Here is a 26375-nt window from a genome sequence, read left to right on the forward strand (position 1 = left end):
GGGCCGATGACCGCACCTATCCGCGAGATCGGCTACGCCCAGGCGGCCACTGCGCCGGGGTCCGGGAACTGGTGGGCGTACGACGACCAGGAGACGACGCCGGAGCTGCGCTGGCCGCAGTCGGTGCAGGTGTACGAGCAGATGCGCCGCCAGGACGCCCAGGTGGCTAGCGTGCTGCGGGCGGTGTCGCTGCCCGTGCGGCGTACCCCGTGGCGGATCGACCCGGCCGGCGCCCGCCCCGAGGTGGTGCAACTCGTTGCCCAGGACCTGGGTCTACCGGTGGTGGGCGAGACACCTCAGCCCCCGGCGAGGTTGCGGGATCGTTTCTCCTGGTCGGACCACCTGTCCGAGGCTCTGTTGATGCTTCCGTTCGGGCACAGCTTCTTCGAGCAGGTCTACCGGATCGACTCGGCTGGGCGTGCGCGGTTGCGGAAGCTGGCGCCCCGGCTACCGAAGACGATCGAGGACATCGAGGTCGCCCGCGACGGTGGCCTGGTGTCCATCACCCAGTACGCGGCGATGACCGGCGACCGGCAGCCCCCGATCCCGGTGAGCCGGCTGTTGGCGTACGTGCTGGACCGGGAGGGCGGCAACTGGCTCGGCACGTCCCTGCTCCGGCCGGCGTACAAGCACTGGCTGATCAAGGATCGGCTGCTGCGAGTGCAGGCGCAGACGATCGAGCGCAACGGCATGGGTATCCCGCTGTACCAGGCACAGGAGGGCGCATCCGAGGCGGACATCGCCAAGGGTGCCCAGATGGCCCAGGCGTGGCGTGCCGGCGAGTCTGCCGGGTCGGCGGTCCCGCACGGTGCCGACCTGCTCTTGCGAGGCGTTGAGGGTGACCTGCCGGACGCGGACAAGCCGATCCGCTACCACGACGAGCAGATCGCCCGCGCGGTCCTCGCTCACTTCCTCAACCTTGGCACCCAGACAGGGAGCTGGGCTCTCGGTACGACGTTCGCCGACTTCTTCACCCTGAGCCTCCAGACCTTGGCGCAGAAGGTCGCGGACACCGTCACCCAGCACGTCGTCGAGGACCTGGTCGACCTGAACTGGGGCGAAGACGAGCCGGCCCCGAAGGTCGTCTTCGACGAGATCGGCAGCAGGCAGGCGGCCACCGCGGCGGCGCTTAAGGCGCTGATCGAGGTTGGCGCGATCACCGTGGATGAGCGCCTGGATGAGTCGCTGCGTCAGCAGTACGGCCTACCGCCGGCCGACCCGGCGACCACTCGCGAACTGCCACCGGAGTCTCCCGCCCCGCCGCCCGACAACTCCCTGGAGGCGTGATGCCCGACCTCGACGAGACCCTGGCCCGCCTGGAGCGGATGCGGGCCAAGCCGGCGGCCCGGGACTGGTTCCGGATCGAGGCCAAGGTCGACACCAAGACGGCCGAGGTGTGGATCTACGACGAGATCGGGGCCTGGGGCACCAACGCCCGCGACTTCGCCCGCGACCTGCGGGCGGTCGACGCCGACACGATCACGCTCCACCTCAACTCCCCTGGCGGGGACGCCTTCGACGGCATCGCCATCTACAACTCGCTCAAGGACCATCCGGCCTCGGTGACCGTCCTGGTCGACGGCCTGGCCGCCTCCGCCGCCTCGGTGATCGCCCAGGCTGGTGACACGGTCCGGATGAACCGTGGTGCGCAGATGATGATCCACGACGCGTCGGGGCTGGTCATCGGCAACGCCTCGGACATGGCCGGCTTCGCGGCGGTGCTGGAGAAGACGTCCGACTCGATCGCCAGCGCGTACGCGTCCCGGGCCGGCGGCACCGTGGCCGAGTGGCGCGAGGTGATGCGGGCGGAGACCTGGTACACCGCCGCCGAGGCGGTCGAGGCGGGCCTGGCCGACGAGGCGGTCGACGATGAACCTGCCGACCCGCCGGTGAAGGCCGCTTGGGACTTGGCCGGGTTCGCCTGGGCGTACGCCGGCCGCGACGCCGCGCCGGCTCCGGTGATCCCGCGCAAGCCCGAACCCACTCCGGTGACGGCGGCTGAGGCCGCGCGGCGGATCCACGCCGCATCCACGAAGACCCCCACCGCTGTTCCGGCGGCTGGGCCAACTCAGGAAGGAGCCGGTCGAATGGACCCGGCAAAGATCCGAGAGGCGCTGGGCCTGGCTCCGGACGTCTCCGACGAGCAGGTGTTCGCGGCTCTCGCGTCCGCCCGCCCGTCCGCCCCACCCACCGAGACGGAGCCGGCGCCCGCACCGAAGGCGCCGACCGCACCGGTCTCCGGAACGATGACCATCGACGTCTCGGCCTGGGCCGAGCAGCAGGACCGCATCAAGCGCCTGGAGGCGACCGACGCCCGCCGCCGTCGCGACGAGCGGGACGCCGTGATCGCGCAAGCGGTCTCCGACGGCAAGTTCGCCCCGGCCCGGACCGAGCACTGGGCGCGACTGTGGGACGCCGACCCGGAGGGCACCCGGACCGTCATCGAGAGCCTGGCCAAGAACGTCATCCCCGTCGTCGAACTGGGCTACAGCGCCGACGGTGACAGCGAGTTCGACGACGAGTTCGCGCGGTTCTTCCCGCCCGAGCCCGCCACCCGGAAGGGGGCCTGACCATGGCCGACTACCAGCCGATCGTGACCGGTGGCGCCAAGCCGTGGACCGCCACCACTTCCGCCGCTGTCACCGGTGGCCGGGTCCTCGTCGAGTCCGGCAGCGGCACGGTGGCCATGGCCGGAGCCGACGCCGCCGACGTGGTCGGCGTAGCCGCATTCGATGCCGGGTCCGGCGCCAAGGTCACCGTGTGGCCGCTCGACGGCGTCGTCCACGAACTGGAGGCGTCGGGCGCCATCGCCTCCGGCGCCGGTGTCGTCACCGATGCCAACGGGCAGGTCAAGACCGCGACCATCGCGACCGCCGCCGCACTCGGCACGCTCATCGGCACCGCGACCACCACCGCGGCCGGTTCCCCCACGCTCAAGCTGCGCGTCCAGGGACGCCGGTAACCGACAGGAGTACGCAGTGCCAAACACATATCCGGCGGCTGCCCCGACCCTGTCGGGCGACACGCTGACCATCAGTCGGCTTCTCCAGAACCCGGCCTTCATCGGCCGCGTGCTGCGGACGTTCCGCGACCTGCGGTTCGTCTCCGACCAGATCCTCACCCAACGGTTCCGCAGCTCCGGCGGCGCCGTGCTCTACGAACAGTCCGAGGGCATCGTCTCCGACCGCACGGTCGAGGCGGTCGCGCCGGGCTCCGAGTACCCGTTCGCCAACCTGCCCGGCGGCACCGCCGCGGTCGCGGCGATCGTCAAGTGGGGCTTGAAGCACCGCCTCACCGACGAGGAGATCGCCCGCAGCGTCTACGCCGGGCAGGCGATCTCGCGGAACATGAAGAAGGTTGTCAACTCGACCATCAAGCAGGTCGACGCCGTGTCGATCGCGGCCGTCCAGTCCGCGGCGGCGGACACCGGCACCGCCGGCATCTGGAGCACCATCTCGGGTGCCAAGCCGCTGGAGGACATCCTGCTGGCGATCCAGCGGATCGAGGACCGAAACCAGGGCTACCGGCCCGACACGCTGGTGGTGTCGCCGAAGGGCTACACCTACCTGATGCTGAACGAGGCGATCGCGGCCCTGCGGCGCCGGGAGACCACCGAGAACCCCGTGTACACCGGCATGATCGAGACGGTCGCCGGCCTCACCGTGCTCAAGGCGCCCGCGTTGTCGACGACGGCGCTGGTCCTCGACTCGCAGGCGCTCGGCGGTATGGCCGACGAGGTGGACGGCGCCCCGGGCTACGCGGTCGCCGACCTGGGCGTGCAGGTCAAGAGCATCCGTCAGGACGACCTCGACGCCTGGGACCTCCAGGGCCGCCGCAAGACGGTCCCGGTCGTGCAGGAGACCGGTGCGGTCGAGGAGATCACGGGGGTGGTGAGCTGATGGGCTACAAGGTGACCTCGGCGTACGCGACCCTCCGTGTGCCGAACGACCTCGGCCAGGAGACGCTCGTCGGGTTTTACGAAGGCGCGGTGCTGCCGGAGAACGTCAACCGGGACGACCTCAAGCGCCACCTCCGCAAGTCCATGGTCGAGAAGGTCAAGGACGAGCCGGCTCCGAAGCCCGAGAAGCAGCCCGAGCAGGGCGCCGTGCCGAACGGCCGGTCGTCCCGCGAGGACTGGGCGACCTACGCCACCACCAAGGGCGCTCCGGCCGAGGAGACCAAGCCGGTCGAAGAGGGCGGCCTGTCCCGCGACGATCTGCGGGCCAAGTACGGCGGCTGACCCGTGGCCGAGAACCTGTTCGACACGGCCGACCTGCCGGGCTGGCTCAGCGGTTCGAATGCTGAGCTGGCCCGGCGGGCGGCCAACGGCTGGCTCCAGGACGCGACCGGCCTCACGACGTGGCCGGACCCGGTCCCGGACCGGCTGTGGGCCTGGGCCATCGAACTGGCCGCCATTGCCATGCGCAGCCCGGACGGCGCTGGCAGTGAGTCGATCGACGACTACCAGGTGAGCAGCGGCGGCAGCGGGGACTGGTCTCGCCGAGCGGAGATCCTGGCCGCCGCCCGTGCCGCCTACAACACCGGCTCCGGCCAGCCCGTCTACTCGTTCCCCGAGCCGGACTGGTCCTGGCGGGCGACCGGGCCCCGATATCTGTAGGAGGCCCCCATGTCGGCCGCGTCTGTGCTTGCTCGCGGCCGACGGGCCGCCGAACGTCTGATGGTCGACACCTGCACGATCCGCCGCCGGACTGGTGAGACGACCGGGCCGGGCGGGGTGGTCGAGGCCACCTACGACGTGCTGTACACCGGCCCGTGCCGGGTGCAGCAGCAGGCCCCGTCAGCGTCTCCGCAGGACGCGGGCGAGGACTACGCCCTGATGCTCGCCCTGACAGTGCAGCTGCCTATGAGTGTGACCGGGCTGCGGACCGAGGACGAGATCACCATCGACACCTCGGCCCACGATCCTGACCTGCCCGGCAGGGTGTTTGTGGTCAAGGACCTGGCGCACAAGTCGCACGCTACGGCCCGCCGGGTTGGGGTGGTGGAGCGGTCATGACGATTGAAGTCGAGGCCGGCGACGTCGACCGGCTGGCCGCTCTGCTCGCTGAGGTTGGCGAGGACGCTCCGGCCGAGTCGCGGAAGGTCGTCAGCCGCGGGGCGTTGCAGATCAAGCAGGACGCCCAGCAGCGGGTGCAGGGTCTCCAGCATGCTCCCTACTACCCGCGGTCGATCAGCTACGACACGAAGCAGACCGCGACGGGTGCGGAGGCCGAGGTCGGCCCGGACAAGCACCGCCGGCAGGGCCCGCTGGGCAACCTGATCGAGTTCGGCAGCATCAACAACCCACCACGCCCGCACATAATCCCCGCCGGCGAGGCGGAACTGCCGAAGTTTGAGAAGGCGATGGGTGACCTCGGCGTTCGGATGCTGGAGGGGTCGTGATCGCGGCGCACACGGCGGCGATGCTGGCCCTGCTGGAGGGCGACGACGCCCCGCCCGCTCTGGTCGTGCTGGACGGCAAGGTGCCCAGCGGGGTGGTTGCGCCGTACGTGCTGGTCTACTTCGCGACCGCCGACCCCGAACTGGCCGAGTCCCGGCCGCTGACCGGGTCGAGCCAGCGGCACGTCACCCGGGCGTACGCGCACTGCGTCGGCCTCAACGGGCTCGCGTCCCGGATGGTCGCCGACCGGGTCCGTACGGCGTGGCTAGACGTTGTCCCGGCGGTCGCTGGCCGGCAGTGCATGCCGATCCGCCGGGAAGAGGGCGTGCAGGCCGAGCGCGATGAGGCGATCGGCGCCATCGCCATCGACACCGTCGAGGTCTACCGCCTGGAGTCTGTGCCGGCCTGACGCCGGCCATCACCTACCTGATCTGAGGAGGCACGCCGATGGCGGCCCTTGCTGCAACACGCCCCACCGCCCCCGGGGTGACTTGGACGCCTGCCGCTGTGTCGTCGTCGGACACGATCGCATCGAGCATCCTCGGCACCCTGGGCGCTTACCTGGTCGTCATCAACGCCGGCGGATCACCGGACAACGTGACTGTGTCCGACTCGGGGTTCACGCCGGCCGCCAACCCGGCCTCTACCTCCGCTAACGCGGTGGCGAACGGCACCACCGAGGTCATGTACATCAGTCCGAAGGCGGTCAACCCGTCGACCGGCGTGGTCACGGTGACGCACAGCTTCACCACGTCGGTCACCTACGTCCTGCTCCCGCTCGGATGAGCGCCGTGGAACGCGTCTGGCTGCGCAACAAGGACACCGGCGGCTACTTCGCCTGCCCTGAGCCGGCCGTGGAGGACTGGCTGGGCCTGGGTTGGGAGCGGTCCGACCCGCCGCCGCCGGATCCGAGCCCGGTAGTCGCGGAGCGGATCGAGTGGGAGCGGCAGCGGTCCACCGAACAACAGAAGCCGAAGACCCGGCGGTCAGGCACCACAGACAAGGGAGAGAGTGATGGCTGACAGCCTCGCAGATGGCAGGACCCGGGTGACGTTCGCTCCGGCCGTCGCCAACATCGCTGCGCCGACCACTTCGGAGGCGAATGCTGGTGTCCTGCTTCAGACCGTGATCACCGCCGACGGGCTCGTCGGTTTCGAGGCCAGCACCGCCGAGGTGGATACGTCGGCGTTGTCCAGCACCTTCGACACCAAGACCATCGGCCGTGACAGCTTCTCCGGCACCCTGTTGCGGCTCAAGAAGCAGACCGGCACCGACACCGCGTACACCACCCTGACTCGGGGCACCGAGGGCTACCTCATCATCCGCCGGGACGTGACCGAGTCGACCTCGTGGTCGGCGGCCCAGTCCGTCGAGGTGTACCCGGTAATCGTCGGCCGTCGCCGGAACCTGCCCCCGGAGGCCAACTCCGTGCGCAAGTACGAGGTACCCCTGATGATCCACCAGGATCCGAACCTCGACGCGGTCATGGCGTGACTCGACCACGGGGACGGGTCCCTCAGCCCGGCTCGTCCCCGTGCACAACCTGGGCTGAGCGGAAGGGCTGACCGTGAGCACCATCAAGGACGCGATCCGGGCCGCGAAACTGCCTGAGCGGGTCGTACCAGTGTGTCTCAACCTCGACCTGCAAGCCGAGTTCGAGGCCGCCGAGCGGGAGTTGCAGGAGCTACTCGACCGCCCTCGCGACTCCCTGGCCGCCGGTGGCCCCCCGAAGGACCTGTCGCAGCGGGTCCGGGATCTCGAAGCGGAAATGCGGGAGCACACCCATGACTTCCGGCTGCGTGCGCTCCCTCGCCCCGGCTGGTTGGCCCTGGTAGCCGACCATCCACCGAGGCAGACCGAGGACGGTGCGGTCGACCAGCGGGACCAGTACGTGGGTGTCAACGCCGAGACGTTCTTCACCGCGCTGGTCCGGGCGTCGGTGGTCGCGCCCGAGTTGGACGAAGAGGACTGGCGCCTGCTGCTCGACGAGAAGCTGACTGACCGGCAGTTTGACCAGCTCAGCGACGCCGCCTGGTCGTTGAACCGTCGGGATGTGGACGTCCCTTTCTCGCGCGCCGCCTCGCGGCATCTCCCGGTCTCCGTGCCCGAATAGAAGCGTCCGAGCGGCTCGGTATCAGCCCACGCCGGTTCAACGGCTGGGAGCCGACCACGATCTACGAGTACGACGGCGACCGGCTCGCCATGTCCACCCCCGAGCCGGAGTGGTCCGAGGAAGACCAGGCGTGGATGCTCGCGCTCGCCGAGTACCGGGCTGGCCTGTGTCCGGCCTGCCGGCGGCCGTTGCGGGAGTGTGCTGACCCGGATGCTGACGGCGGCTACACGGTGCCCTCGCCGACCCGCTGTCACGCCACCACCGCGCTGCTCATCGCCCAGGAGCAGTACACGGAATCGCCCCAGGCGGGGGCCCTGCTCTTTCACACCGAACGGAGGGGGTGAGCTGTGGCGCTGCGCACCGTCGGGGTCAAGCTCACCGCCGACGTCCGGGACTACACGGCCAGCATCGCGAAGTCGTCGAAGGACACGAAGGGCCTGGCCGCCCAACTCAACGAGACCGCGAAGGCCGGGGACAAGACCGCCGCCGCCACCGTGCTCGCCGGCAAGTCGGCTAGGCAGATGGCTGACGAGATGCTGGCCGCCGGGCGGAAGGGTGCCACCGGGCTCAAGATGTCCGAGCTGGCGGCAGCCAAACTCGATGACCAGATCGCGGAGACGGCGCGGGAAGTCCAGCGACTCGAACGAGAGTTCGCCAAGACCGGCGACTTCAAGCTGGTCAGCTCGCTGAATCGTCAGCTCGGCCTGCTCAAGCGGCAACTCAAGGCCCGGGACATGTTCGATCCCGCGGAGGCAGTCAAGGCCGGTGCCGAGATGGCCGGAGACGTGTCGGTGAGTTTTGCCGCCCGACTAGGCCCACTGATTGCTCGCGCTCCGATGGCTGGCCTGAACCCGGCCGCGCTCGCGATCGGCGTCCCGCTGGGCGGTGCTGTCGCGTCGTTGCTCGGTGCCGCCACGGCGGGTGCGGTTATCGGTGGCGCTGGTGTCGGCGGCGTGGTCGGCGGTCTGGTGCTGGCCAGCCGAGACGCCCGGGTTAAGCAGGCGGGCGCGGCGCTCGGCACCGACTTCGGGCAGATGATGGGCCGCTCGTCAGCGGTGTTCGTACCGACCACGCTCAAGGCGATCGACCTGGTCCGGGCCCGGATGCTCGGTCTGGAACCTCAGCTTCGGCGGGTCTTCGCAGGGGCGTCGCGGTTGGTGGAGCCGCTGGTCGACGGCGCCTTCCGGGGGATTGAGCGGCTGATGCCCGGCATTGTCCGGGCGATCGAGAACGCAGGCCCGGTTATCGACGCGATTGCCGACGGGATGTCGCGGCTCGGCGACGCTGTCGGCGACGTGCTCAGCGACCTGTCCGACAATGCTGACGAGGGCGCCGACGCGCTGCGGATCCTGTTCGCCATCTTGGATGGGGGCGTCCGAACGCTCGGTCAGGCGATCGGCATACTGGCTGAACTGTGGGGGTTCGCGTCGCAGGCGTCGGCCGTCTTCACCGGCGACATGGCGCGGTTCGGCGGCCTGGTCGTCGCCGAGCGTCAGGTGCGGGACGGTGCCAATGAGGCCGCCGACGGGTTGCGGAACCTGGGTACCGAGTCGATGACGACCGCTGAGCGGTTACAGGCGGTCAAGGACGCGTTCGACGAGCTGTTCGGCATCCAGATGAACGCCGACAAGGCTCTGATCGCGTACCACCAGGGGCTGCGTGACCTGAACGAAGAGTTGAACAAGGGGAAGCGGTCCCTGTCCGTCAACTCGGAGGAAGGGCTCAAGAACCGGTCGGCCGTACTCGACCAGATCGAGGCGATCAAGCAGCTCCGCGACTCGCGGATCGCCGAGGGCATGAGCATCACCGAGGCCGACGGGAAGTACCAGTCGCACCTCGGCAGCCTCCGGAAGACGCTGCTCGCCGCCGGCTACGCCAAGTCCGAGGTCGACGAGCTGATCGGCTCGTACCGGGCCATCCCGAAGAAGGTCGACACGACGGTCCGGGCGAACACGACCCCGGCGATGACTGCGGCGGCGAAGCTCCGCCAGTACCTCCGCAACATCCCTGACGAGACCGTCAACATCGCGATGCGGATCACCGGCAACAGGAACGCCAGCGCGGTCGCCGCCGCGATCCGGGCGCAGTACGCGAACCGGTGGGGCGGGCTGTACACCCACGCCGAGGACGGACTGCTCCGTGACGCCCACATCGCGTCGCCGATGGGGCCGGCCCGGTACGCGTACGCCGAACCAGCGACCGGTGGTGAGGCGTTCATCCCGCGTAACGGCGACGACCGTCGTAGCCGGGCCATCTGGGAGTACGTCGGGGAGAACTGGCTCGGCGCCCGCCCGGCGCAGCCGATGGTGGTCGGTGCTGGGTCTCAGCGCATGCAGGTGGAGGTCATCGTCCGCGCTGACGCCGGAACGAACCGTGGCGTGGTTCAGGAGATCGTCCGTGGGATCCGGTACGAGGTCGTGAACACCTACGGCGGCAAGACCGAGAAAGCGTTCGTGACCGGATGACCATCGCATTCAGGGCCGACGCTGACGTCACGAACGGGACTGCGGGCACCAGCGTGGTTGTGGCCCGCCCGACGGGTACGACCACCGGAGATGTGCTGATCGCGTTTGTCGCCGCGACCGGTCTGCCGACCATTACGGCGCCGGCTGGCTGGACGCTGATCGGCACGCAGGACGCATCTACAGCCCTCCGGATCAGGGCCTACTGGAGGGCCGCGTCGAACGAGCCGGTGTCGTGGACGTGGACCCTCGGCAGTAGCCAGCGGTCCTGGGGGTGGGTCGGGGCCTGGTCTGGCGTCGACACCACCAACCCGATCTACGGTTCCGAATCGGCGTCGTACGGTTCCGGGACGTCGACCGTCACCGACGGCGTCGCCCTGCACCGCGCGTCCGGCTACGGGCTTTTCGCTGTGGCTGGCGTGCGGACAGCGTCGGGCACCGGTACGACGTGGACTTCGGTGTGGGACGAGTTGGCGGACCTGTCAACGAACGGCGGGTCGGGTACCGATATCACCGGCTGCGTCTCCAGCGTCGCCGAGACGTCGGACGTCGATGTGGCGTACGCGGACCAGTTCACCGCGTCGCAGAGCCAGACCAACCGGGTCAGCTGGTCGATCTCCCTTCGGCCGGTGTTCACCGCGTACGACGGCGCGATGTTCAAGCCCATCGTCGAGGTGGCGTGGGGCGCCGACCCGGACGGCGACCCGGACCTGTGGAACTGGACTGCGATCCCCCGGGACGACGTCCGCCCTGGGCTGAAGGTTACGAAGGGTCTCCAGTCCGACTCGAGCGCCGCCATAGCGCCCCCCACCAGCGTCACGTTCAGCCTCAACAACCCTGGCGGGGACTACACCCCCGACAACCCGTTGTCGCCGACCTACCCGAATGTGGTCGCGGACACCCCCATTCGTGTGTCGGTGCCGTTCGGGTTCTCGGCTCCGACGGAGCGCGCGTTGGTGTTCGCCGAGTCCTGGGACCCGACATGGGAGCCGTCAACGAGGCACGGCATCGTCGAGGTGACGGCGAAGGGCCGGCTGCACCGCGTCCAAACCGTGAACGCCCCGGTGGAGTCGGCTGCCCGGCGGGTCATTTCCGGGCGTGCGCCGTTCAGCGGCGTCATGGCACAGAGCTACTTCCCGTGCGAAGACGAGCCGGGAGCGACGGAGGTGGCGAGCGCGTTCGCGCAGAACGCAGGGCATCCCAACGCCTTCGTCAACTTCGGGTCGGCCACGGACTGCCCCGGGTCGAAGCCGCTGCCGACGCTCGACGCTGGCGCGATCATGATGCTTCCCGTCGCGCCGTACGCGGCTACCGGGCACTGGACGCTGCTTGCCGTCATGAAGATGCCGGAGACGCCAGTCGCGACCACGGTCATGCCGATCCGCATCCTCTGCTCCGGCACCGCCCCGACCTGGCGAATCGGCCTGGCTCCCGGATCCCCGGACACGATGCGAGTCAGGGCCGAGGGTTCGAGCGATATCCCTCTGCTGGACGCCGGATTCTCGATCGCCGAGGCTGAGGTTTACGGCCAGTGGGTGTTGGTGCAGTTGTCGGTGACCCAGAACGGCGCCAACGTCGACTACCGGCTCGGGTACCACACAGCGACCGACGGCTCCGCAACCACGGGCACTCTGGCGAGCCGGACCATCGGGGCGATCCGGCAGGGCTACGCGTGGGCAACCGCCGACACCGACGGCGTCGCATTCGGCCACTTCGCCGCGTACACCAACGCGACCTTCAGCGTGGTGTCCGATCCGGGGTTCATCGCATCCGCAGTTCTCGGGGCCGACACCGGCGCTCGGCCGTATCGGCGGTTCCAAGCCATCTGTGACGCGGCGGGGCTTCCGCATCGGATCTTAGCCGACGAAGACATCCCGTTCCTGCCGATGGGGCCGATGACGCCCACGACCCTGCCGGCCGCGCTCGAAGAGTGTGCAGCCACCGACCAGGGGCTCATCCATGACGGCGGGCCTGGTGGCGCGCTGGTCATGGTTACCCGCTCGTCTCGGTACAACGCGGACGTGGACCTGACGCTCAACGTCGATGCCCGCGAGCTGGCGCCCCCGTTCAGCCCGCAGTACACGACCCGGGACCGGGTGTCGGACTCAACCGTCTCCAGGTCCGGCGGCAGCTCGGCACGGTACGTCGACACGTCGGTCCGCGGTACCCGGTCTGAGCAGGTCACGCTTTCGCTCGACTCCGACCACTACCTCCGGCAGATTGCCGGCTACCGGGTCAACGTGTCCAGCACCCCCGGCATGCGGTACCCGGCACTGGGTGTGAACCTGCGCAAGTCGCCGCACCTTGTCCAAGCCTGGCTGGACTGCCGGATCGGCTCCCGTGCCCAGGCGGTCAACCTGTGGGACTCACACGGTCCTGCCGCAGTCGACCAGGTCATCAACGGACACGAAGAGACCTTCACCGGCGAACGTTGGGATGTGGTGCTGTTCTGCGCCCCGGCCCGACCGTTCGACGTACCGGTCCTCGAAGCGACCGACGGCACCGTGTTCCGGGCCGACCTGGCCGCGTCCACGCTGGCCAGTGGCATCAACGCAGCGGCTACGTCCATCTCGGTGGCCAGCATCGGCGCGCTGATCAGCACCAGCGGAGCCAACTACCCGTGCGACATCGACGTGGGCGGTGAGCAGATCACCGTCACCGCCTGCTCGGGCGCGTCGTCGCCGCAGACCTTGACCGTCACCCGGGGCCAGTACGCGCGGGCCCACGACGCCGGTACCCCGATCGTGCTGTGGCGCGGCCGGGGCGTCGCGCTGTAGAGAGGAGGCCCGGTGCCGTTCACTGGCCTACAGAAGGTCGCGGCTGATCCGCTCAACCGGATACAGCCGGTGCCGTACTACGCCGAGCAGTCCAGCCCGCTCGCGGTGCTGACGACGTTGAGCGCCGTCCCCGGTCTGTCGATCACCCTGTCGACGGTCACGGCGGGGGCGACGTACCACGCGATCGGCTTTTTGGACTGGGACAACCTCGATGCCAACACCAGCTCGGGCCTCGGAATCCTGAACATCGACGGCGCCAGCCAGACCAAGCAGATCCGGTACGCCGGCACCGCTGCAACCGACAAGGCGACCATGGGGCAGCAGTGGTTCGGCACGTTGGCGTCGGCCGGGTCGCACACGTTCACGATGCAAGCTCAGGCGGACGCTGCCAGCGACTTGACGGTGTTCTCCCACTCGACGCTCGTCGTCGTCATCTACGAGGTGGTGTGACATGCCGTCCTACTCGCAGTTGCAGGCCGAATCCTGGTGGGGGCGCGAGATCACCACAGCGGAAATCGACTGGCTCGGCGACGAACTGTGCCGGCGCACGAGGCGGCCCCGTGCAGCGTTCGGAGTCAAGGGCGACAACAAGCACCTGCGCGGCGCCCACCGGTCGCAGGAGTGGATCCAGCGGTCCCGGTACGCGACGTCCCGGACGTACACCGTCCAGGCCGGGCTGACCGCGACCCAGCAGCGGCACATCGCCGGGGTCGACTTCACGCCGGGCTCCGATAGCCGGATGATCGCCCAGTGCAAGCGGATCTATGCCGCTGTGCACGCCGGCCGCCTCGAAGAGGTCCGCGAGTTCTACGGCAACGTCGATGGGAACAAGGTCGTCGACGGCTGGGACAACGTTCGGAACCGGATCGCCAGCAGCGACTCGTCGCATCTGTGGCACTGGCATCTCACGATCGACCGGCGGCGCTGTGCCGACCGGGCCCTGATGGAGCGGATCCTGGCGATCGCGCTCGGAGAGGACGACGACATGCCCCTGACCACCGAGGACCTCGACAATGTCGGCGACGCCGTACACAACCAGGTCATCGGCAAGACCGGAGTCACGTTCGGCAAGGTGCTCGACACCGCCCGAGTGACGCTGCCGGCGATCCTCGCCAATCAACAGGTGCTGTTGGGCAAGGACTTCGTCGACGAGCAGGCCGTGGTCGACGGAGTACTGGCCGGACTGGGTGGCGCCGACCTGGACGACGCGGCGACCGCGATCCGGGCCGCGTTCGGCGACCGCCTGGACGAGTTGGTGGCGAAGCTGACGCAGGGCTGATCTGTGCGTCGGATCCAGAGCGGCGGCCGGCACCCGTTCGAGGCTACGATCCTCGCCGCTTCGGCAACTGCCGGGGTTGCTCTCCTCGTCGCCGACGAGCGACCCAGGTCGATCGTTGAGGCAATGCCGCCACTGCTCCAGGACACGTGGAAGGTGGCGCTGATCGTGGCCGGACTGGTCGGGCTGGCGGGGATCTTCTGGCCGGGCCTGCCGCTGGTCGGGGTCGGCGCCGAACTCAGCGCCCTGGTGGTGCTCGGCACCGCGACGGTCATGTACACCATCGCCCTGGCCGCGATCTCCGGATGGCAGGCGCTGGTCGCCGGCTCGTTCATCGGGGGGATCGGCATTGCGTCGTGGTGGCGGGCGTCCCTGATCGTCCGCGATCTCCGGCGACTGGCCCGCGCTAACGACGCGGCGGAGGGTCAGCCATGACCTCGGCGGCACCCTCCTGGTTGCAGGTCCTGCTGTCGGTCATCGGTCTGCTCGGCGGCACCGGTGGGGTGGTCGCGGCAGCGACGGTGCTGGTCCAACGGCGGAAGCTCAAGGCGGACGCGGCCGACGTCATCAGCGACGCGGCGATCAGCCTGGTCGAACCGTTGAAGATCCGGGTGGCGGAGTTGAAGGTCGAGGCCGACGACGCCCGCCGACGGGTGGCCGCCGCGAACGGGGAGTTGGACCGACTGCGGGACCTGACCCATGATCTGACCCGGCTGCTGCTGCGGTTGCGGGAGAGGATCCTGGCTGACCCGACCGCCTCGCCGGAGCTGCGGGAGCTGGTCCGGTCAGCGCCGCCCGGCGACGTCAACGGTCGTCTGTGAACTGCGGTCCGTCGTGCGGGTTGTCCGGCCGGTAGATCCGCCATTCCCCGTCGGCCCGTCCCTGCTCGTAGAGCCGCTCGAGCGCCGACTGGCTGACGCCTCGTCCGGGTAGTTGGCCCGCTGCGCCGGGCTGCTGGCCGGGTCGTTCACCAGCACGTCCCAGCCAGATCCGTCCGTGTGCTGTTCGAGCCGGACCAGCGCGATCGGGATGTCGTCCCCGGGAGGGTACAGCCAGCCGGCCTCTCTGAGCTGCGGAATCCCTGGCACGACCGCCACCGTACTCCGGCATCAGGGGCCCCTGGTGTCGGTCCCTGAACCCCCTGAGGAGGGGTCCCATGTTCACGAGCACCTTCTGGAAGCAGGCAGTGGAGCGGGCGGTCAAGACGTTCGCCCAGTCCGGCGTCGCGCTGCTCACCGGCGACGGCCTCGGCCTGGTCAACGTCGACTGGGGCACGACCGCCTCGGTCGCCGGTCTGGCCGCCCTCGTGTCGCTGCTCACCTCTGTGGCCACCTCGTCCATCGGCGAGCCGAACAGCCCGTCGGCAGTCGCCGTTGAGACGGAGCCCAGCTACCCCCGGTAGCCCGACCCAATCCGCAACGCAGAGCGCCCCCGCTTCCTGACCTCCGGGTCGGGCGGCGGGGGCGCTCTTGTGTCTTCGGATCAGCCGATCGTCAGCTCCATCAGGTCCTGCAACTCCGTCTCGCTGTAACGCAGCTGTCCATAGCCGGCGACGTCGATCCCGTACGTCCCGCCGCCGGCCGGCACCCGCAGTGCGAACGACAACCCGCAGCGGCCGTCCACGACGGTGGCCGGATCCAGATCGGCGTACGCGACCGCCGCGCCGGTCCCGTCGACAACCACGATCTGCCCGCCCGGTTGCAGGTCCTGCCGGATGCTCGTGCAACTGTCGCCGCTGGTCCTGTGCTCACCGTCGGACAGTTGGACCCGCCCCGCGATCTGATACACGGGCCCGGTTGTGACCGTCGTGGGGCTGCTGTCTCGAACCGCGGCGCCAATCCGGGAGGCGACCGCCGTCAAGCTGGCGCCGAGCACTGCCACTGAGGCCACGCTCGCGACGATGAGCCGGGTTAGGAAGGTAGGCACGTCAGAGCACCTTGATGGAGGCGATGGCCAGCATCGGCACCGTGGTGTTGCCGCCGATCTGCGTGTCGTACGAGTGTGAGCCGGTCACCTTCACCGTGGCCCGGAACTCGTCACCCTCGACGACGTTCTCCAACTTGCTGGCCGGCGCCGTGAGCAGCGTGTTCGTCTCGTACTCGAAGTCGTACTGCATGTTCTTGTGCCCGACGTCGGCCCGGAACGTGTCGGTCCCGGTCGCCGCGTCGAACTGGGTCACCGAGCCGTACACGATATAGGTCTTCCCGATGTACTTGTCGGGGTCCTTCGCCACCAGCTTCCACTGCCGTTCGGTCAGCGGCTTGTAGGTCACCTTCGGCGCCGGCTTCGGAGGGGTCGTCTTCGGGGGCGGCGCGGTGGTGGTGGGCGTGGCCGCGGGGGTGGTCGCTGCCGGCGCGGTCGTCGGGGTCGTGCCGGCGGCCGCCGTGTTGGCGGTGTTGGTGGTCGGGTCGTCGCTGAGCGCGCCGATGGCACCGAGTCCACCACAGCACAGCAGGCCGGTGATGACCAGGCCGCCAATGACCCAGGGCCACGCCCTCCGCTTCCTCGGTCGGGTGTGCGGAACGCTGTATGTCGGCGGCTGCGGCGGCAGGTCCCCACCGAGCGGGTTGTATGGCGGGCCGGGGCTCACGGGTGGCTGGCTCATGCCCCGGGACCGTACTGACCGCGAGCGAGCGATCACCGCTCCGTGTCGCCCAGGTGACAGCGATCGTGGCCGCTCGGCGAGTCCCGCTCGGTCGAAGCGGTCACCCGGGCACCAGGTCGTCCGGCGAGATGCCCCGATCGACCAGCCACACCCCCAGCCCACCGATGTCCCGGGGCTGCCGCTGCGGCGCTGACGCCACCCATCCGTCGGAGACCCGCCACACGAGGACCCGGCCGTCGGGCCACACCTCGATCCGCCAGCGGCACCGCTCGAGATCCTCCGGCGTCAGCCACACCCGCACCTGCCGGGGTACCCGCTGGCCGGCGGTCGACACAGGGAAAGGCCCCCGCTCCCCAGGGACGCCTCTCGGGGCCCTCGGTCTCCCTACCTAGCCTCGCGGCGTTGGTGTCGGGGCTGTGACCCCTCAGGTAGGTGAGTCCCCCAGGAGCGGGGGCCGGTCTGTGGGTGGGTCAGTTGTCGATGGAGGCCCAGTTCGGGTCACCGGCGATCCGTCGCGCTCGGCGGGCGGCCACCGACGCGATCCACTCGTCCGATTCCGCGAGCATCTCCACCACCTCGCGGACAACCTCCACCGGGTCGGTGCCGTCTCCGGTCAGCATGTCGGCGTGCGGAGCCGGCTTGCCCTCCTCCTCCGGGTCGGACGGCAACAGGTACCACCGGCCACCGATAACCCGACCCGCCCACCGCTCCGGGCGCCAGCCGAGCGCGACGGCCCGGAAGTTGGTGGAGAAGCCGGCGTACGTGTGGTCGAGGTGGATGTCGATGCTGTCGGCCTCGATCTGCGTGCCAGTGACGGTCAGGCCGGCCGCCTTGAGACCGGAGAGGATCTGGTCGGTGTCCGGAGTCTGGGTCATCTCGTCCGCCTATCGCTTCGATTTGGCGCTTCACCTTAGCGCTTCCGAGAACCACGATACACATCGCACTATTGAAGCGCAACGTAAAAGCGCTATGCTCTGTGCATGACCCGAGACCTACGCCAGGAACTCGCCGCCAACCGCGAGGACCGCACCAAGCTCAGCGCCGAACTCGCCGGAGCCGAGCAGGAGGAGCGCACCCTGATCGCTGATGCCTGGCGCGACCACATCCCCCCGGGCGAGATCGTCACACTGACCGGACGGTCCGCCGCGCACATCCGAAAGCTGCGTCCTGCGGACGTGCCCCCGGCTCGAAGCGGCGGAGGCGCGGCACCGAAGCGGCGGCGGAAGTCTTGACACGGAACGACGCCCGAGACTCCAGGTCGTCGAGCGCCGCCCGTAGCGAGGGGTAGGTGGGTGCGGAGGCGGCCTGGTCACCAGCCTCGCCGACCCCGCACCCGTGTGGCCCGGACCTGCCAAGGAACCCCGACCACACCGGGCATCTTGCCGACCTTGGTATACCAAGTCAACCCGCTGACCAGCCATGTTGGACCCCGCATGATCGGCGTGGTGAGGTGACGGCATCCTGCCAAGGAGCCCCACCGCCGTGCCCGCAGACGAGACCAAAAAGCAGCGTGTCATCGCCGACCTCACCCGCCGGATCCGCGCCGGGGAGTGGCGTCCCGGCACCCGCATCCCGTCCCGCGCCCAGCTCGCCGCCGAGTACGGGGTGAGCGAGCAGACGATCCGCGACGCCACCCGGGAGCTGGTCACCGCCGGGCTGCTGGAGTCGGTGCGCCGGGGTGGGCTGTACGTGCGGCTGGGTGGTCGGTAGCACGCTGAGCAGGCTTATACTCGGAGCGTGGTGAAGGTGTAACGGGGAGGCCCTGCAAAGAAGCCGGGATGATGAGGCTGTTCCCCGAATCCACGCGAGCCCGGCACCCCTACTACGCCAGCGGCCCCGGTCGTCCCTCATGGGATAGCCGGGGCCGCTTCGTCGTACGTGGGGTCAGGCGTCTGGCCGCCACTCCTCGCGGTAGCCCTCGCGGTCGGCGTACGGTGCCGCCGCATCAAGGATCTCGGGACAGGGCCAGTTGACATCGCGGGCTCGCTGTCCGCCCAGGACTCCGCAGTGCGTGCAATACAGGGCGTCGATGATCTCAATTGGTTGGTGGCGATCAATGATCCGCCGCTTGGCGGCGACCTCGGCTAGGACGCGCGCCGGATCATGAAGGGCGGCATGCTCGGCTTCGGTGGGCCGCAGAGGATCGTCGCCGAAGTCGGCACCAACGGCCCGGTCGCCGATGATCAGAACATGGTCGGTCTGATCGGCCGCGTTGTCGTAGGAGCGCCGGTATACCCATCGCTGGTCGCGAACAGCAAGCGCCACTCGCTCGTCTTCGTCGAGTTGGGCGCAGATCCAGGGGATCAGGTCGCTCATGGGCACGATCATCTCAGGCTGCCTGCTCCACCGGTACGTAGTAGCCGAGCTTGCCACCGTCCGGCACGACGCGACGGACGAAACCGGCCTCCATTAGTTCGCCAAGCAGGTTGTACACCTGCCGGTCGGAGTACTTGGTGGCGTCTCCGATCTGCCCCGGCTTCTGATGCCCGGACCGGATCGCGTCCAGCACCCGCTCGTGACCTGGGCCGAGCTGCCGGCGCGCTTCCTGTCGGGCCTGGGCCTCCATCGCCGCCCACGAAGGGAATTCGGTCGCGCCGAACACGGTCAGCGCGGCGTCGGCCGGCGGGGCTATCGGCTGAGTCTCCACCACCGACTCCCGCATGATGACCCCGGCGCGGCGGTCGGCGATCCGCTGGCGGGCTGCTTCCAGCGAGGCGTCGGCCAGCTCGTGCCGATGTAGGTAAGAGGCACCCCACGCCGCCGCCGAGCCCGCGTCCAGCGATCGCCATGTGATCCGGCCCGGCCACTCTTCGGCCATCTCGTCGGTTAGGTAGCAGCTGCGGAACGGCGCCAGCCGCGACCCCGGACGGGTGTTGGCGACGTAGGCGTAGCCGGGCAGGTCAGGGAACTTCTTTGGGTTGACGTCGACCCCGAACACCTCCTTGACGTTGGGGTCCTTGCCCTTGAAGATGAGGCCGTTCCCGCTCAGTAGGTTCGATCGGATCTTCTCCGAGTAGTCGGATCCGGCTCCGCCGAACGCGTCGAGGGTGGACTGCTGCGACGCTAGGACCGGCGCCACACCGACCTTGCCGCCCTCACTGGCGATCGCTGCCACCAGGAACTGGGTACGCGCCCAGTACAGCGAGTTGTGGGTCTTATGGAGGCGCTTGTGACACTCGTCAATGAAGACCAGCAGCCCCGGCCGGTCCACCGACGGACTGAACCCACGCAGTTTCCAGACGGAGTTTTCGTCCTGGCGTAGCTGCATGACCAGGTACAGGCCTTCCAGCATCGACAGGCACTCTTCGGCCGTCCTCGCCCGGACGTCGGCGTGGTCCATCAGCATCGGCGACGACGCCCCACCCTGCCCATCCGCGTACAGGATCACCGTGGGGTGAGACTCCGACGCCGCGATGGTCAGTGCGAGCATTTCCATCGTGCGGGACTTGCCACCGTTGGTGCCGCCTTGCAGGTAACCGCCCAGCAGGCGAGTTTCGGTGTACACATGCCAACTGGCGGCGCCCTCACCGTCGGCATACGGACCAAGCTGGACCTCACCGGTGACCGAGTTGAACGCGCAGGGTCCGGGCCAGAACACCGTCTGCTTGATCGGGGACCGGGTGACGATCGTCAGCAGAACGGACGGCTCGGGTTCGGTCGGGTGCTGCTCGGCGATGAGTTCCTGGTCGGGCCGCAACTTCAACCCGCCACGGATGGTGCTGAGCTTGTCGAGCACCATGCCCAGGTGCTGCCTACCGGGCCGCAGCCGAAGCGTGTACCGAATGCCCGCGTCGATCGGCTCCGGGTTGGCCAGCCGAGATCCGGTGAGGCAGCCGTCGGAGCAGCCGATGTTCTCCGACCACAGCCGCTGGTACTCCGACCGGCTGGCCTTCGGCTGGATCATCGCGAGGGGGTGCTGTCGCCACCAGTGCATCGACAGCGCGTACCCGAGCGCCATGAGGACGCCGATCGCGCCAAGGCTGAGCCCGGTCAGCGTGACCGCAGTCAACCAGCCGGCGGCCACGGCGACGAAGGTCAGTGCCCGGCGCCTCGCCCGCTTGTCGAACACGCGACGACGGACCTGGGTAGCGGCGACCACCGCGATGACGAACGCGGTACCGGCCACCCAGGTAGCGACGGTCTGTTCGTCGCCGACGAGGTGTGTGGCGATTCGGGCTGCGCCGGCCGCGACGACCAGGGCGCCGACAGCGGCGTGCGGGGCGAGTTGTGGACGTAGCCCACCCACGACGGGCGGGGCGGGCGGTGCCTGCTGGTCGGCCGGCACCTCGGTGGTGGTGGTCGTGCTCACGGTTCCTCCTCGGGTGTCCCGGCTTCCACCGCGCGGGCAGCGCATCCGCATCGACGCGCTGCCCGACGGCGGGAACCGGGCTCAGCCGTTGAGCAGGAACTGCTTGTTGCCGGCGTCCGGGTTGCCCTGGTACGCCTCCTTGACGTTGAGCTGGGCGGTCAGGTCCTCGTGGTGCTTGGCCCACTTCGCGGCGGCGATGGACGACGCCTCCTGCGCCTCCTTGGCCGAGCTGATGCAGCCGTCGCCGACGCCGTGCTGTGCGAGCGCGCCGGTGTAGCCCTCGGTGCCGCCGGTGGCGAACGAGGCATGCGCGTCAGCGGCGGTCTGGGCGAACGCCAGCGCGGTGGACAGGCCGGTTACCTCACTGGTAGCCATGCGGATCTCCTTCTCGATCTTCTTCGGGTTGGGGAACTGATAGATGACGGCGTCCGGACGGGTGTCCTTCGGCTCATCGATGCGGGCGATCCGCACGGTGCCGTGCGGGTCCTCGCCGTGGTTCCTGATGGCGGCCGTGCGGCCGTCCTCGCTGACCTCGACGTCGAAGTCGAAGTTGCCGCCCGGGTCGAGGTGGTCCCGGATCCTGTCGGCGAGTTCGTCGCGGGTGCAGGTGACGGTCAGCGGCTCGAAGCCGCGCATGTCGTCGGAGTTGAAGCGGTAGGTAGCGGGCCGGTTGTCGGATTCCGGGGTGTTCCCCCTGACGGCCGCATACGGGTCGGGCATGTACGTCTCGTTCCGGTCGGCCAGAACCACGGCCTCGTCGACCATCGCCGGATCCACGTTGGGGTGGACCTTCTCGACCCTGGTGGCAACCCTGTCCAGAACGGCGAGCCGTCGATGTCCTTCCGGGTCCATCTCGGCAAGAGCGGCGCGAGCCGTCGCCAGGACGTCCGCCGGCACCGAGGGGCCACGCGGCGGCACGGATCGGGCGGTTTTGCCATCCTCGGTGACTGCGAACAGCAGGTCGTTGGCGTTCGCCGGCTGACCGTTGGGCACCGGAGTCAACAAGGAGGCGTCGACCTTGATCAACCCCGCGCAGTGGGCGCACACCTGCTTGCGCTGACCGTTGATGGTCCGGGGGTGCAGGTAGCCAACGTTCACGGTCGTTCCGCAGTGTTGGCACTTCGTCAGGCCGGAGCCGCCGTTGCGAGCCCGCTGCTCGACGATCCGATCCATGACTCGCTGGATCGGATCGTCGGCCCTACCGTCTTCATGCACCACCGACGGCGTCGGACCCGGGCCGCGCCGGAACTCGGGAAACTCCTCCGTGTCCACCGTGGCCGGGGCGACCGGGCGTCGATGTTCCTCGCGAACCGCCTCGGCCAGGTCGTCCAGGGGCCGCTCGTCCCTCTTGGCGGTCTTGGCCTTCTCGGCGGCCTTCGCCCGGCGCCGCTCGGTCTGCGCCGCCAGGCCATCGGACACCAGGTCGCCGAACCAGTCCCGACTGCCGTACCGGGGCTGGGCCGGCGCCTGCTTGCCGGCGGCCAGCGCCTTCTGCCGCTTGAGCGCGTACCGCGGGTTCTCGGTGCCCTTGATCGCGCACGACACGTCCACGGCCGCGTTCTGGACCAGCCAGAGGATGAGCCACAGGGCGGCAACGTCGAAGATCACGCCAACACCTCCCGCTGGCCACGCCCGCCGCCACCGCGCTTGATAGCCCGCTGCGCCAGCAGGATCGCCGTCGCCGCGACCACCAGCGCCATCGCGATCGGCGACCCCGTGCCCAGTTCCTCACGCAGCGGGTCGGCGACCAGAGCCAGCGCCGAACCCGACCACTGGTCGATTCGGTTGCCGAGATTGCCGAGGGTCGCCGTGGCCACCGACGGCATCACCAGCAGGCTGTAGATCGCCTGGTGGTTCGGCTCCCAGTCGATGACCATGTCCCGCACGAAGATGACGAACAGGACCGCCAGGATCACCGGCGGCACCCACGACCACGGGACCGCCTCCAGCACCGTCTGGATGGCGTCACCGATGAACATCGCCGCCACCAGCGGACCGCCGACGAGCGCGGCACCCAGCGACACCCAGGCGAGTATCTTCACGCCCTTGCTCCGGGCCTGCTGAACGACCCGTCCCCCTCCTCTTGCCATGATCTTTTCCTCCCTTCTCAGACGAACAGCCACAGCGCGAACGCCGCGCCCGGCTTGATGACGTTGTCGACGGCCCACTCGACCGGCGGCAGCTCGGACAGCAACTTGACGGTGATCGCGGCGCCCACGAACCGGGCCGGACGCTCGATGACCCACTCCCTGGCGCGGACCCAGGCGACGTACGGGACGGCGACGCAGTTGCACCAGGCGACGCCGAGCGCCCGACGCGGTCCGGTCGACGGTGCGTAGCGGGCGCGGCGGGCGTACAGCCGCATCTGCTCGGCCGCCGGCCGGCGCTCGGTGAGCATTGCGGGCGGGGTCCAGAACCCCTTGGTCCGTGCGAGCCACGCCTGGAGATCGAACTTCGGCGCGTCGCTCACGGTGATTGCAGGGTGCAGAGTTTCCGGACGCGGACGCGGGCTGGGCCGCCGACGCGGAGGGGGCCTCAACTCTGCATTGCAGGGTGCAGAGTTACGGTCGGTCACGATTTCGGTCATGGTCACTACCTCACGTAGCGGGTGTGTCGGCGGTTGGCCCGCTGGACCGTTCGGCGCTCCATCAGCAGCGCGAAGAAGCACGCCGCGATCACCAGAAGGGATACGCAGAGTGACAGTCGCGTGAGCCAGGTGGGGCCACCCATGGCGCTCATGAGCGTGCCCGCGACCGGCGCGGTGAGGGCGCCGAGCAGCTTGTAGACGACGCCCGTCCACCGGTTCGTCGTCGGTGGCGCAGGCGCCGGACGCCGAGCCAGCGGCATCGGTCGGGCGGGGAGTAGGTCGGTCATACTGGTCTCCTCCTTCGGAGAAATGCGGGGCGCGGCGCTGCTTTGGTCGGTGAGCCGCGCCCCGCGACTGGTGTTTTGGCTGGTCAGTTGCGGTGCAGTAGGCGGCGGTACAGCCGGACCGGCCACGACGGACGCTCCAGGTAGTCGCCCAGGTTGATGTCGATGCTGTCGAGCCGGTCCACGATCTGCATCAGGGCCAGGGCCTGGGCCCGATGGAAGTGCGCCTGGGCGATGGCCGCCGTGGCCTGCGCCGTCGACTGGCCGGGCGTGAGGTTGTTGAGCAGCCCCTCTCCGGCCTGAAGCGACTGCCACCTGGCGGTCACGTGGGCAACCCACTCCTTGTCAGTCGGTTCGGTGGTGTCCGGCGGCGGGATTCGCAAGTCGTTCATGGTGTCTCCTCTCAGACCGCAGCGCGGTCAACGTCGTCGTTGGTCAGCCGCTTCTCGATCTCGGCGTAGAGCGCGTTCGCCTTCACCTGCTCGGACCGGGCGGCGTACCGGCTACCCAGACCGGCGTACGTGCCGGCGATGTTCATGGCCCGGCCGTAGTCCCGAATCAGCTCGCCGAGCGTCTTGGTCCGCATCCCGACCCCCTCAGACCGCGGCCCGGTCGGCGTCGTCGGCGGTCTGGTCGGACAGCAGACTCTTGAGCCGGATGGCCCGGGAGCGGCCGCCGCCGACGATCTGCTGGGTCTGGCCGATACTGGGAGTCTGGCCACCGTTGGAGGTCTGCCAGCGCCGCAGCTTCGCCAGGTCTGCCCGGTCGTCGCCAGACCGGTCCAGCCGGACCACCCCGTTGCCCGGAGCCGACGGGCGGATCAGACCGGGGCGTCGGACCGGCGTCTGGCGTGCTGGCGGGCGGGGGTCTGCCGACGGGGTCCGCTGCGCAAGTCCGGACTCGATGGCCAACTGGTCCGCTGGGCGGTCCGGCTCGACGGCCGGCAGTGGTTCGACGGACGGGGCCTGCTCAACGGCCTGTCCGGTCCGGCCTGGGGTCCGTTCGAACGCCAGTTTGGGGTCCGTTGCTCGCAGCACCTCGCGCCGCCACGTGACGAACGTCGACCACGGGGACAGGAACAGCCGGACCAGGCGGGGGTAGGTGATGGCAGCCGGTCCGGGCTGGCCGCGGCGGCGCATCACCCGCTTGCGGATCTCGGCCAGCAGCACCTCGAAGGCGATCATCGACAAGACCGGCACGCCGGACGCGAGCGCAATGGTCTGATCCTCGCCACCGGACCGGACGTGCGCCCAGGTCGCGTTGCTGGCAGCGCTGCACGCGATGGCCAGCGCGGTGCCGAGCCGGGCGAGTACGGCTGGTCTGGCGTCCAGACTGGCGGCGTACGCCACGGCGGCCATCGCGATAGCCATGCCGTCGAGCACCAGCGGCAGCAGTTCGGGGGTCTGGAAGTGGCGGGACTTCGCGAACTGGGTCTGCTCTTCGAACGACCAGACGGCCCCGGCGAGCCAGACCAGTCCGATCAGGAGCAGAGCCAGACCGGTCGGCAGTCCGGCGGCGAACCGCTGCCACCGGGTCCGGGGGGTCTGGTTTCCCTGGCCGGTCTGGTCCGGTCCGGGGGTCTGGGTGGTCTGCTCTGTCATGTGGTCCAGCATGACACAACTTGGAAGAGTTGGAAAGCTTGGTAAGGTTGGCCCATGATGAGTCTGCCGGGAGTTCACCCATGGGTCCTCGCCATGCGACGATTGGTCAACTTGCAAGGGTTGGCAGATTTGGGAGACGACGTGAGCGCGCAACCGGGGTACCTGACGATCAGCCAGGTCCACACGCGCCTCCGCGACGCCGGATTCACCGACAGCACCCAGACCATCCGCCGACTCATCGACGACGGCCAGTTTGGCGCCGAGGGTGAGGACTGGTACCGCACCGAGCGGGGCGGTTACCGGATGATCTCCATTGGTGCGGTTGACCGACTCATCGGCCGGCGCCGTCGCCCAGCCGACCACGCGCCCGAAGCCGCCACCCGACCCGAGCCCAGCCCGGTCGTCGCCGCCATCGTCACCAGCCGCCTCGGGGTCCTTGTCGGAAAGCGGACTGACGGCAACCCACCGTGGACCTTCATCGCTGGCGAGATCGAGCCAGGTGAGTCACCAGCCGACGCAGCGACCCGAGAAGTCAAGGAAGAGACCGGGCTGCTGGTCCGTACCGCCGAGCGAGAGATCGGACGCCGGGTGCACCCGAAGACGGGCCGGACGATGATCTATCTTTCCTGCACACCACTGGGAAAGCTGGACGTGTTCGTCGGCGACGAGGACGAACTGACCGAAGTGAAGTGGGCCAGTCTTGCGGAGGCCCAGGAACTCCTGCCCGGCATCTTCGACCCTGTACTCGACTACCTCCAGCGCGAGCTGCGGGGTCAGTAGCTTCCCCGGATGTCCCCCGAACGGCCGTCAACCGACCCGGTGGTCCGTAGATCAACCGAACGGTTGTGCTAAGGACGAGCTAACCTGAACGTTCGTTCTGTCCAGTGTGGAAGCTATTGACCACCCCATGTAACACGCCGGTAACCTCGTGCGCCATACAGGTAGAAGTTCCACGCACAG

Annotated in this window: 37 protein-coding genes; 24 read left to right on the forward strand and 13 right to left on the reverse strand. The window is 69.1% G+C overall.

Translation table 11 applies throughout. The features are described from left to right. Window positions 1-6 precede the first annotated feature (6 nt). The 21 genes from ACFP2T_RS16430 to ACFP2T_RS16530 all read left to right on the forward strand — a co-directional run bounded on the left by ACFP2T_RS16430 (window position 7) and on the right by ACFP2T_RS16530 (window position 15431). The gene (locus ACFP2T_RS16430) at window positions 7-1287 is read left to right on the forward strand and encodes a phage portal protein family protein (RefSeq protein WP_377422320.1); all 1281 of its coding nucleotides are present in this window, start codon (window positions 7-9) and stop codon (window positions 1285-1287) included. Continuing rightward, entirely contained in the window at window positions 1287-2570 is a 1284-nt protein-coding gene (locus ACFP2T_RS16435) for a head maturation protease, ClpP-related (protein ID WP_377422322.1), read from the forward strand. The genes ACFP2T_RS16430 and ACFP2T_RS16435 overlap by 1 nt, the downstream gene beginning before the upstream one ends. Before the next feature lie 2 nt (window positions 2571-2572). After that, entirely contained in the window at window positions 2573-2962 is a 390-nt protein-coding gene (locus tag ACFP2T_RS16440; protein ID WP_377422324.1) for a capsid cement protein, read from the forward strand. Window positions 2963-2978: 16 nt separating this feature from the next. Then, window positions 2979-3899 carry a phage major capsid protein gene (locus ACFP2T_RS16445; protein ID WP_377422326.1) on the forward strand — a complete coding sequence of 307 codons (921 nt, stop codon included), beginning with the start codon at window positions 2979-2981 and terminating at the stop codon, window positions 3897-3899. Beyond that, the gene (locus ACFP2T_RS16450) at window positions 3899-4240 is read left to right on the forward strand and encodes a hypothetical protein (RefSeq protein ID WP_377422328.1); all 342 of its coding nucleotides are present in this window, start codon (window positions 3899-3901) and stop codon (window positions 4238-4240) included. The genes ACFP2T_RS16445 and ACFP2T_RS16450 overlap by 1 nt, the downstream gene beginning before the upstream one ends. A 3-nt stretch (window positions 4241-4243) precedes the next feature. After that, window positions 4244-4618 carry a hypothetical protein gene (locus tag ACFP2T_RS16455; protein WP_377422330.1) on the forward strand — a complete coding sequence of 125 codons (375 nt, stop codon included), beginning with the start codon at window positions 4244-4246 and terminating at the stop codon, window positions 4616-4618. A gap of 9 nt (window positions 4619-4627) precedes the next feature. Continuing rightward, window positions 4628-5017 carry a DUF6093 family protein gene (locus tag ACFP2T_RS16460; RefSeq protein ID WP_377422332.1) on the forward strand — a complete coding sequence of 130 codons (390 nt, stop codon included), beginning with the start codon at window positions 4628-4630 and terminating at the stop codon, window positions 5015-5017. Continuing rightward, window positions 5014-5403, forward strand: coding sequence for an HK97-gp10 family putative phage morphogenesis protein (locus ACFP2T_RS16465; RefSeq protein WP_377422334.1), 390 nt, complete (start codon window positions 5014-5016; stop codon window positions 5401-5403). Before ACFP2T_RS16460 ends, ACFP2T_RS16465 begins: the two co-directional genes overlap by 4 nt. Next, entirely contained in the window at window positions 5400-5810 is a 411-nt protein-coding gene (locus tag ACFP2T_RS16470) for a hypothetical protein (RefSeq protein WP_377422336.1), read from the forward strand. Before ACFP2T_RS16465 ends, ACFP2T_RS16470 begins: the two co-directional genes overlap by 4 nt. A gap of 77 nt (window positions 5811-5887) precedes the next feature. Continuing rightward, window positions 5888-6187 carry a hypothetical protein gene (locus ACFP2T_RS16475; RefSeq protein WP_377422338.1) on the forward strand — a complete coding sequence of 100 codons (300 nt, stop codon included), beginning with the start codon at window positions 5888-5890 and terminating at the stop codon, window positions 6185-6187. 5 nt (window positions 6188-6192) lie between these two features. Next, on the forward strand, window positions 6193-6423 hold the full coding sequence (locus ACFP2T_RS16480) for a hypothetical protein (RefSeq protein ID WP_377422340.1): 231 nt from the start codon (window positions 6193-6195) through the stop codon (window positions 6421-6423). Continuing rightward, window positions 6416-6895, forward strand: coding sequence for a phage tail tube protein (locus tag ACFP2T_RS16485; RefSeq protein ID WP_377422342.1), 480 nt, complete (start codon window positions 6416-6418; stop codon window positions 6893-6895). Before ACFP2T_RS16480 ends, ACFP2T_RS16485 begins: the two co-directional genes overlap by 8 nt. A gap of 73 nt (window positions 6896-6968) precedes the next feature. Continuing rightward, window positions 6969-7514: a hypothetical protein gene (locus ACFP2T_RS16490; protein ID WP_377422344.1), complete on the forward strand. Its 546-nt coding sequence runs from the start codon at window positions 6969-6971 to the stop codon at window positions 7512-7514. An 89-nt stretch (window positions 7515-7603) separates the two neighbouring features. Continuing rightward, the gene (locus ACFP2T_RS16495) at window positions 7604-7858 is read left to right on the forward strand and encodes a hypothetical protein (protein ID WP_377422346.1); all 255 of its coding nucleotides are present in this window, start codon (window positions 7604-7606) and stop codon (window positions 7856-7858) included. A gap of 3 nt (window positions 7859-7861) precedes the next feature. Beyond that, window positions 7862-9979: a hypothetical protein gene (locus ACFP2T_RS16500; RefSeq protein WP_377422348.1), complete on the forward strand. Its 2118-nt coding sequence runs from the start codon at window positions 7862-7864 to the stop codon at window positions 9977-9979. Beyond that, window positions 9976-12753, forward strand: a complete 2778-nt coding sequence (locus ACFP2T_RS16505; protein WP_377422350.1) for a hypothetical protein — start codon at window positions 9976-9978, stop codon at window positions 12751-12753. Before ACFP2T_RS16500 ends, ACFP2T_RS16505 begins: the two co-directional genes overlap by 4 nt. 12 nt (window positions 12754-12765) lie before the next feature. Further along, the gene (locus tag ACFP2T_RS16510) at window positions 12766-13203 is read left to right on the forward strand and encodes a hypothetical protein (protein ID WP_377422352.1); all 438 of its coding nucleotides are present in this window, start codon (window positions 12766-12768) and stop codon (window positions 13201-13203) included. Window position 13204: 1 nt separating this feature from the next. Then, on the forward strand, window positions 13205-14032 hold the full coding sequence (locus ACFP2T_RS16515; RefSeq protein ID WP_377422354.1) for a hypothetical protein: 828 nt from the start codon (window positions 13205-13207) through the stop codon (window positions 14030-14032). 123 nt (window positions 14033-14155) lie between these two features. Beyond that, entirely contained in the window at window positions 14156-14464 is a 309-nt protein-coding gene (locus tag ACFP2T_RS16520; RefSeq protein ID WP_377422356.1) for a hypothetical protein, read from the forward strand. Further along, window positions 14461-14850 (forward strand): hypothetical protein, encoded by a 390-nt coding sequence (locus ACFP2T_RS16525; RefSeq protein WP_377422357.1) that lies wholly within the window; start codon window positions 14461-14463, stop codon window positions 14848-14850. The genes ACFP2T_RS16520 and ACFP2T_RS16525 overlap by 4 nt, the downstream gene beginning before the upstream one ends. 335 nt (window positions 14851-15185) lie before the next feature. Then, window positions 15186-15431, forward strand: coding sequence for a holin (locus ACFP2T_RS16530; RefSeq protein WP_377422359.1), 246 nt, complete (start codon window positions 15186-15188; stop codon window positions 15429-15431). A gap of 80 nt (window positions 15432-15511) precedes the next feature. Here the strand turns inward: ACFP2T_RS16530 and ACFP2T_RS16535 are convergent, their stop codons facing one another. The 4 genes from ACFP2T_RS16535 to ACFP2T_RS16550 all read right to left on the reverse strand — a co-directional run bounded on the left by ACFP2T_RS16535 (window position 15512) and on the right by ACFP2T_RS16550 (window position 17509). Next, entirely contained in the window at window positions 15512-15817 is a 306-nt protein-coding gene (locus ACFP2T_RS16535; protein ID WP_377422361.1) for a hypothetical protein, read from the reverse strand. A 139-nt stretch (window positions 15818-15956) separates the two neighbouring features. After that, window positions 15957-16634: a hypothetical protein gene (locus ACFP2T_RS16540; RefSeq protein ID WP_377422363.1), complete on the reverse strand. Its 678-nt coding sequence runs from the start codon at window positions 16632-16634 to the stop codon at window positions 15957-15959. Between the two features lie 100 nt (window positions 16635-16734). Further along, a complete protein-coding gene (locus ACFP2T_RS16545; protein WP_377422365.1) occupies window positions 16735-16968 on the reverse strand; it encodes a hypothetical protein in 234 nt (77 codons plus the stop codon). A 136-nt stretch (window positions 16969-17104) separates the two neighbouring features. Then, window positions 17105-17509, reverse strand: a complete 405-nt coding sequence (locus ACFP2T_RS16550; protein WP_377422367.1) for a hypothetical protein — start codon at window positions 17507-17509, stop codon at window positions 17105-17107. 105 nt (window positions 17510-17614) lie between these two features. On the opposite strand from ACFP2T_RS16550, the gene ACFP2T_RS16555 reads away from it, so the two are divergent. Continuing rightward, window positions 17615-17866 carry a hypothetical protein gene (locus ACFP2T_RS16555; RefSeq protein ID WP_377422369.1) on the forward strand — a complete coding sequence of 84 codons (252 nt, stop codon included), beginning with the start codon at window positions 17615-17617 and terminating at the stop codon, window positions 17864-17866. Window positions 17867-18116: 250 nt separating this feature from the next. After that, window positions 18117-18344: a GntR family transcriptional regulator gene (locus ACFP2T_RS16560; protein ID WP_377422371.1), complete on the forward strand. Its 228-nt coding sequence runs from the start codon at window positions 18117-18119 to the stop codon at window positions 18342-18344. Window positions 18345-18518: 174 nt separating this feature from the next. Here the strand turns inward: ACFP2T_RS16560 and ACFP2T_RS16565 are convergent, their stop codons facing one another. From ACFP2T_RS16565 to ACFP2T_RS16605, 9 genes are all read right to left on the reverse strand, one after another. Further along, window positions 18519-18950 (reverse strand): DUF6221 family protein, encoded by a 432-nt coding sequence (locus ACFP2T_RS16565; RefSeq protein ID WP_377422374.1) that lies wholly within the window; start codon window positions 18948-18950, stop codon window positions 18519-18521. A gap of 13 nt (window positions 18951-18963) precedes the next feature. Next, a complete protein-coding gene (locus ACFP2T_RS16570) occupies window positions 18964-20943 on the reverse strand; it encodes a hypothetical protein (RefSeq protein WP_377422376.1) in 1980 nt (659 codons plus the stop codon). An 81-nt stretch (window positions 20944-21024) separates the two neighbouring features. Continuing rightward, entirely contained in the window at window positions 21025-22551 is a 1527-nt protein-coding gene (locus tag ACFP2T_RS16575) for a hypothetical protein (RefSeq protein WP_377422377.1), read from the reverse strand. Beyond that, on the reverse strand, window positions 22548-23033 hold the full coding sequence (locus ACFP2T_RS16580) for a hypothetical protein (protein ID WP_377422379.1): 486 nt from the start codon (window positions 23031-23033) through the stop codon (window positions 22548-22550). The genes ACFP2T_RS16575 and ACFP2T_RS16580 overlap by 4 nt, the downstream gene beginning before the upstream one ends. Before the next feature lie 17 nt (window positions 23034-23050). After that, a complete protein-coding gene (locus ACFP2T_RS16585) occupies window positions 23051-23413 on the reverse strand; it encodes a hypothetical protein (RefSeq protein WP_377422381.1) in 363 nt (120 codons plus the stop codon). A 122-nt stretch (window positions 23414-23535) separates the two neighbouring features. Next, window positions 23536-23817: a hypothetical protein gene (locus tag ACFP2T_RS16590; RefSeq protein WP_377422383.1), complete on the reverse strand. Its 282-nt coding sequence runs from the start codon at window positions 23815-23817 to the stop codon at window positions 23536-23538. Window positions 23818-23900: 83 nt separating this feature from the next. Next, the gene (locus ACFP2T_RS16595) at window positions 23901-24206 is read right to left on the reverse strand and encodes a hypothetical protein (protein WP_377422385.1); all 306 of its coding nucleotides are present in this window, start codon (window positions 24204-24206) and stop codon (window positions 23901-23903) included. Window positions 24207-24217: 11 nt separating this feature from the next. After that, window positions 24218-24400, reverse strand: a complete 183-nt coding sequence (locus ACFP2T_RS16600) for a hypothetical protein (RefSeq protein ID WP_377422387.1) — start codon at window positions 24398-24400, stop codon at window positions 24218-24220. Between the two features lie 10 nt (window positions 24401-24410). Next, window positions 24411-25415: a DUF2637 domain-containing protein gene (locus tag ACFP2T_RS16605; protein WP_377422389.1), complete on the reverse strand. Its 1005-nt coding sequence runs from the start codon at window positions 25413-25415 to the stop codon at window positions 24411-24413. 54 nt (window positions 25416-25469) lie between these two features. On the opposite strand from ACFP2T_RS16605, the gene ACFP2T_RS16610 reads away from it, so the two are divergent. Then, entirely contained in the window at window positions 25470-26195 is a 726-nt protein-coding gene (locus tag ACFP2T_RS16610) for an NUDIX domain-containing protein (protein WP_377422391.1), read from the forward strand. The last annotated feature ends 180 nt before the right edge of the window (window positions 26196-26375 follow it).

Source organism: Plantactinospora solaniradicis (genome assembly GCF_042658085.1).
Lineage (GTDB): Bacteria > Actinomycetota > Actinomycetes > Mycobacteriales > Micromonosporaceae > Plantactinospora > Plantactinospora solaniradicis.

Coding starts and splice junctions, on each gene's coding strand:
- ACFP2T_RS16430 (WP_377422320.1), top strand. CDS start 7: ATGACCGCACCTATCCGCGAGATCGGCTACGCCCAGGCGGCCACTGCG.
- ACFP2T_RS16610 (WP_377422391.1), top strand. CDS start 25,470: ATGATGAGTCTGCCGGGAGTTCACCCATGGGTCCTCGCCATGCGACGA.
- ACFP2T_RS16595 (WP_377422385.1), bottom strand. CDS start 24,206: ATGAACGACTTGCGAATCCCGCCGCCGGACACCACCGAACCGACTGAC.
- ACFP2T_RS16435 (WP_377422322.1), top strand. CDS start 1,287: ATGCCCGACCTCGACGAGACCCTGGCCCGCCTGGAGCGGATGCGGGCC.
- ACFP2T_RS16495 (WP_377422346.1), top strand. CDS start 7,604: ATGTCCACCCCCGAGCCGGAGTGGTCCGAGGAAGACCAGGCGTGGATG.
- ACFP2T_RS16450 (WP_377422328.1), top strand. CDS start 3,899: ATGGGCTACAAGGTGACCTCGGCGTACGCGACCCTCCGTGTGCCGAAC.
- ACFP2T_RS16520 (WP_377422356.1), top strand. CDS start 14,156: ATGCCGCCACTGCTCCAGGACACGTGGAAGGTGGCGCTGATCGTGGCC.
- ACFP2T_RS16525 (WP_377422357.1), top strand. CDS start 14,461: ATGACCTCGGCGGCACCCTCCTGGTTGCAGGTCCTGCTGTCGGTCATC.
- ACFP2T_RS16465 (WP_377422334.1), top strand. CDS start 5,014: ATGACGATTGAAGTCGAGGCCGGCGACGTCGACCGGCTGGCCGCTCTG.
- ACFP2T_RS16530 (WP_377422359.1), top strand. CDS start 15,186: ATGTTCACGAGCACCTTCTGGAAGCAGGCAGTGGAGCGGGCGGTCAAG.
- ACFP2T_RS16565 (WP_377422374.1), bottom strand. CDS start 18,950: ATGAGCGACCTGATCCCCTGGATCTGCGCCCAACTCGACGAAGACGAG.
- ACFP2T_RS16555 (WP_377422369.1), top strand. CDS start 17,615: ATGACCCGAGACCTACGCCAGGAACTCGCCGCCAACCGCGAGGACCGC.
- ACFP2T_RS16605 (WP_377422389.1), bottom strand. CDS start 25,415: ATGACAGAGCAGACCACCCAGACCCCCGGACCGGACCAGACCGGCCAG.
- ACFP2T_RS16600 (WP_377422387.1), bottom strand. CDS start 24,400: ATGCGGACCAAGACGCTCGGCGAGCTGATTCGGGACTACGGCCGGGCC.
- ACFP2T_RS16515 (WP_377422354.1), top strand. CDS start 13,205: ATGCCGTCCTACTCGCAGTTGCAGGCCGAATCCTGGTGGGGGCGCGAG.
- ACFP2T_RS16580 (WP_377422379.1), bottom strand. CDS start 23,033: ATGGCAAGAGGAGGGGGACGGGTCGTTCAGCAGGCCCGGAGCAAGGGC.
- ACFP2T_RS16505 (WP_377422350.1), top strand. CDS start 9,976: ATGACCATCGCATTCAGGGCCGACGCTGACGTCACGAACGGGACTGCG.
- ACFP2T_RS16485 (WP_377422342.1), top strand. CDS start 6,416: ATGGCTGACAGCCTCGCAGATGGCAGGACCCGGGTGACGTTCGCTCCG.
- ACFP2T_RS16550 (WP_377422367.1), bottom strand. CDS start 17,509: ATGACCCAGACTCCGGACACCGACCAGATCCTCTCCGGTCTCAAGGCG.
- ACFP2T_RS16540 (WP_377422363.1), bottom strand. CDS start 16,634: ATGAGCCAGCCACCCGTGAGCCCCGGCCCGCCATACAACCCGCTCGGT.
- ACFP2T_RS16590 (WP_377422383.1), bottom strand. CDS start 23,817: ATGACCGACCTACTCCCCGCCCGACCGATGCCGCTGGCTCGGCGTCCG.
- ACFP2T_RS16440 (WP_377422324.1), top strand. CDS start 2,573: ATGGCCGACTACCAGCCGATCGTGACCGGTGGCGCCAAGCCGTGGACC.
- ACFP2T_RS16460 (WP_377422332.1), top strand. CDS start 4,628: ATGTCGGCCGCGTCTGTGCTTGCTCGCGGCCGACGGGCCGCCGAACGT.